The sequence below is a fragment of the Pseudoalteromonas sp. SG43-7 genome (genome assembly GCF_014164295.1).
GTDB lineage: Bacteria > Pseudomonadota > Gammaproteobacteria > Enterobacterales > Alteromonadaceae > Pseudoalteromonas > Pseudoalteromonas rhizosphaerae.
The window spans coordinates 1-4,390 of record NZ_JACJEY010000109.1 but is presented as its reverse complement, the minus strand read 5'-3'; the positions used below and the strand labels follow the sequence as shown (position 1 = coordinate 4,390).

Genomic DNA, 4,390 nt, shown 5'->3' with positions numbered 1-4,390 from the left:
GGCGAAATTAAACTCGATAGCCAAGGCAACGCCACCATCATCGCTACCAATATACTCACCCTCGACAGCAACATTGTCACCTTTGATGGGCCAGTTGATTACGATATAGAAAGCCCGCAAACAGCCAGTAGCCCAAGTGCCTCAAGTCCTGCGAGTATTAGCCAAATCACCGCGTTTGATTTAAGTGACAATACGCTATCTGCAGGCGCACTCGCTCAGCTTGAACTTGAATACTTCTACGAGGATGGCTCTGCCATTGAAGGTGTTGACTACCATATTATTGATAATGATGGTGTTGAACACACCGGCACCCTGGCGAATGGCGTAGCAACCTTGGCTAATTTACCACAAGGTAAAAGCCAAGTGACATTGTCAGCAACCACCCAAGCCGATGAGCAACGCCTTATTCAATTGCGCAAAGAATTCAATCAACACCTTACCTCCATGCTTGATGAAATTCGCAGGCAAGCCGCGATTGGGGATGCCATTTTTGAGCAAGAAGACTTTTTTACCCAATGGATGATTGAAACCGGCGCAAGAGCAACGGGTCTGTATCAAGGCGCTAAATCCCTTGTAACGGGTATCGCTGATTTAGTCGTACTAGGGATTGATATCAATATCAGTGTGTATTCGGCCTGTTTTAGAATGATTGACGCCGTTGCAAGTGGTGATAAAAACGCTGTTAAACAAGAACTTGAAACCATTTTAGCCTTTAGCCAAAAAACGACCAGCGCATTATCACAGGCGTTTGAACTATTACTTGCCTTAATGGACGATGCAGACACCCGCAGTGCATTAGCGCGCTTCCCGTATGACTATATTGAAGCGCATTCCTACGTTGATAAACAACGTTTAACCGGTGTTATGGCGTTTGAGATATTATTAGCGCTGTTAACGGGCGGTGCGGGAGCCGCAGCCTCTGCGGCAAGTAAATCCAAGCATCTCGTCAATGCGAATCGCTCATTAGTCGAGATGGCCGACATACTCAAACGCAAGCAACTTAACAAAACCACCTCGCATACCGTGTCGCCTGAGCAACCTAAATTAATTGAGCACATTGACAAACCCGATGCGACATTACAACCAGGTACCAACCGAGGCGTAACCACGCAGGTGTCAGCCAAAGCCCATGCTGACTATTTATTAGAGAATCTTCCCGATGATATTCGTGGCAACTACCGTGCATACACCAATGCAGACGGTAAAGTTATCATACAGCGCATAGATGGGAGTAAACCACCGAAACTGCGTTATGAAAATGGCGCGTTAGTTACTGTATCTGACCAAATCGATGTGTTTAACACCATTTCACAAAAACTAAAAATTAAACACAGCAACTTAGATTCAGCCGCAAGAAAGCGTTTAAAAACATTAGAAACAGCACGTAATAAAGCCGTTGCACAACGTGACGCTGCATTACTGGCAGGCGACGCTAAAGCATTAACAGATGCACAAAAAGCCATGCGATTGGCCAGTGAAGATTTAGGTGAAGAAGCCGCACGCATTTACGTACAACAAAATTACCCTAACGCCAAACCGTTAAACACCAAATTACCCGGTAACGGCAAACAAGGCGAGTTTGACCAAGTGTATGTCATCGAAGATGGTAAAGTCCTTATCATGGAAGCCAAAGGCGGTAATGCAACATGGGGTAGCAGAATAGCTGGAGAGGAACGTGCACAGCAAGGCTCCGCCAAGTACATGGATTCTGTGATTGATAATTATACCGAGCAGATGAAACGCCTCACAAAAGACCCTCGCTATGGTAAAGTCGGCGAAAAAGCCTTTACTAAGCAGGTTGAAGGTATTCAAGATATGTTAGATTCACTAGAAGACGCAAAACTAGATGGAACGCTAGAGTATATTGGCATACAACAAAAAGCCAATGACAATGGACTAATTGACGTTATTGATGTGTCTATTTTTGATATCGGATTTTAAGGAGATTTTTTAGATGATTAAAAGCCATTACAGCTTTGCAAAAGTAAGTTATGAACACATGTGTGAGCGATACAAAAAACACGAAGAAAAAAACATTCCTCGCATCCAAAAAAACCCAAGTTTAGGGCTGCAAACTCAATTTAAACGAAATTTAATTGAATCATTCCCAATGGAAGCCATTGAAAACCCCAATGGTTATCATGCTTGGCTGTACTTGCTACGCGCATCGCAATTAGGCCTCGGTATTTTTCAAAGTAACGCCAATGATGGTCAAGCCTTTCCATTTTTTTATGACGATGAATACCTAGAGGTGGTTGGCAAGAAAAACCCTGAAAATGCAGAGCATCCTGTTTGGCTACTTGCTTTATATGCCGCGATTATCGTACGCAACCAAGACGCCATAGATTTTTTAACCACCATCGACAATGAGGTGTTTGTAAACTCTAATTACGGCAATCAACTCAAACCGTTTGATTATGCCTTAGCTGATTTACTCAAAGGACTGTTCGCCCCAAGCGCCGACTTAGCGCACCTGCTAGAGCAAGCGTATATCACCTCTAACCCGGATGATTACCCTATTGATGAAGCGTATTTGTATGCCAGTCGTCTCAAGTGGCCGTTGGTCTCTGTTATCGAAGCGATTTTCACCGAAAATGGTGAGCAAGCCTACAACAGCACCATGGAAAAAGCTTTATTACTGCACCAAGAATATTACAGTGATGAAGAGCGCATGTGGAATGACCGTGGCGCCATTTCAATACCACTAACCGCAATGGCTGTTATCGCTAAAGAAGTCAAAGGCTATCAGCTCAGCGTTGAAAATGAGTATATTCCTGATTGGTTAATTAATGTAAACCCACCAAAACCAGAATAAACTGAACGTATTAATAATTACTCGCTCTTTAACAACATGGATGTTGGTAGGCTAGGCGCTAATACAGCCGCTGATTAGTGCCCTGCCTTTCATTTTTGCACAAGTAAATTCGAGTCTACGCATTCGTAGCAGCGGGTTTACCCCACGACATAATTCCCCCGCAGCCCACAACGAATTATTATTTGATGATAAAGCCAATGACAGCAACGAATCGATGGAAGGCGCTATTGCAGTGTTCCGACTCTTTACCCAACGAAAGTAGGCAAAGGTGACCCAGTAAAATACTTACGGGAGATAAACTGGCAGGATTTAGGCAAACAAGCCGCCAGTGAAGTCAAAGCGGTAATCAAAGGCTTTAGAGATACCTTGCAAGATATTTCAACCAGCTGGAAATACGACCTCCTACTGCCAGACTCAGCCATTGACGGCATGCAAGCCATGGTCAAACAGCTTGATGAAGTCACCCCAAAAATAGATCAAGGGGTAAAAAACGCCGCAAACGAAATTGGTAATCGCGTAAACAAAGCCCTCGATGAGTTTGAGCCACCGGCAAGCACGGGTATAGTAGGCAAACCGAAGAAAACCGTTGCCAATGAGCTTGAGCCGCCGAAAGGAAATGATTTAAAAGGGACTCAGGGTAAAAACACTCACCCACTTCGATTAAAAATGAACGCTTACAAAGTGCCTTGTTTTAAACCAAGTGATGGCTTAAGGAAAAGAAATAAAGGCGACTTACGCGCTTTAGAGCATAATTACGCAAGGCAGCTTAAGCATCAAGAAAATGGCTTGAATGATTTAACCATTGGTGAATACAGAGAAAACCGCGAGCGATACAAAAAGATGAGGCGCAAAGGTACTGGAACTGCGCAAGATGATTTTAGAGAGGAGTTCCAATCAGATTTATTTGAGTCACTAAAAGAATCATATGAAAAGAAAATGTCTCCAATTAAAGCCAAAACATTAGCCACACAAAGAACAACAGAAATTATGGACAATTTACATGCATTACATGACCCTGACATGGGCGCAGGCGGTTCTGATAGCGTATCGCGTATGGGCGATAAACGAGTTAATGGCTCTTTAGGTCCGCAGTGGGCTAAAGCACCTATAGGGAGTAAAAAAGGGGATAAAACACGCGTGCAATTAATGGATGAGCAAGTTGAAAAAGCATTTAAAAAACATGGCCCAGATGCTAAGTTGAACATTCAACTTGAGCGCTGCCCGTTAAATAAAAAGTAGAGAACCCATGATAGAAACGAATGATGACGATTTAGCCTTTTTTTTAAGCGAGTTTGGCCAACCAACAACAATTGTACCCGCGACTACCGCTGATATAGAAGCGTATCGAGGGAAACTGCCTGACCAGCTACTTGAATACTGGCAAATACTCGGTTTTAGCGGCTTTGCCGATGGTTTATTTTGGCTGACAAATCCAGCGGATTATCAAGACATTCTTGACCGATTTTTAGAAGACACCCCGTTTGAGCAAGATGATATTTATTATGTTATAGCGCGTAATGCCTGGGGCAATTTAAAACTCTACGGTGAGAAAACCGGACATTCTGTGGAAATCAG

3 protein-coding genes and 1 pseudogene are annotated in these 4,390 nt (G+C 43.5%); all 4 read left to right on the top strand.

Annotation, left to right across the window (positions count from 1 at the left end; all coding sequences use genetic code 11):
* Positions 1-1,941: pseudogene (locus H5200_RS22760) on the top strand (type IV secretion protein Rhs); the annotation flags it as partial.
* 13 nt (positions 1,942-1,954) lie between these two features.
* Positions 1,955-2,815 (top strand): immunity 49 family protein, encoded by an 861-nt coding sequence (locus tag H5200_RS22755; RefSeq protein ID WP_182762761.1) that lies wholly within the window; start codon positions 1,955-1,957, stop codon positions 2,813-2,815.
* A 366-nt stretch (positions 2,816-3,181) separates the two neighbouring features.
* Positions 3,182-4,054 carry a polymorphic toxin type 15 domain-containing protein gene (locus tag H5200_RS22750; RefSeq protein WP_259399269.1) on the top strand — a complete coding sequence of 291 codons (873 nt, stop codon included), beginning with the start codon at positions 3,182-3,184 and terminating at the stop codon, positions 4,052-4,054.
* Positions 4,055-4,061: 7 nt separating this feature from the next.
* A partial coding sequence (locus H5200_RS22745; RefSeq protein ID WP_310737061.1) for a GAD-like domain-containing protein occupies positions 4,062-4,390 on the top strand: 329 nt, incomplete at its 3' end.

Excerpts from the sequence above, each read along its gene's own strand:
- H5200_RS22755 (WP_182762761.1), top strand. The coding sequence starts at position 1,955 with ATGATTAAAAGCCATTACAGCTTTGCAAAAGTAAGTTATGAACACATG.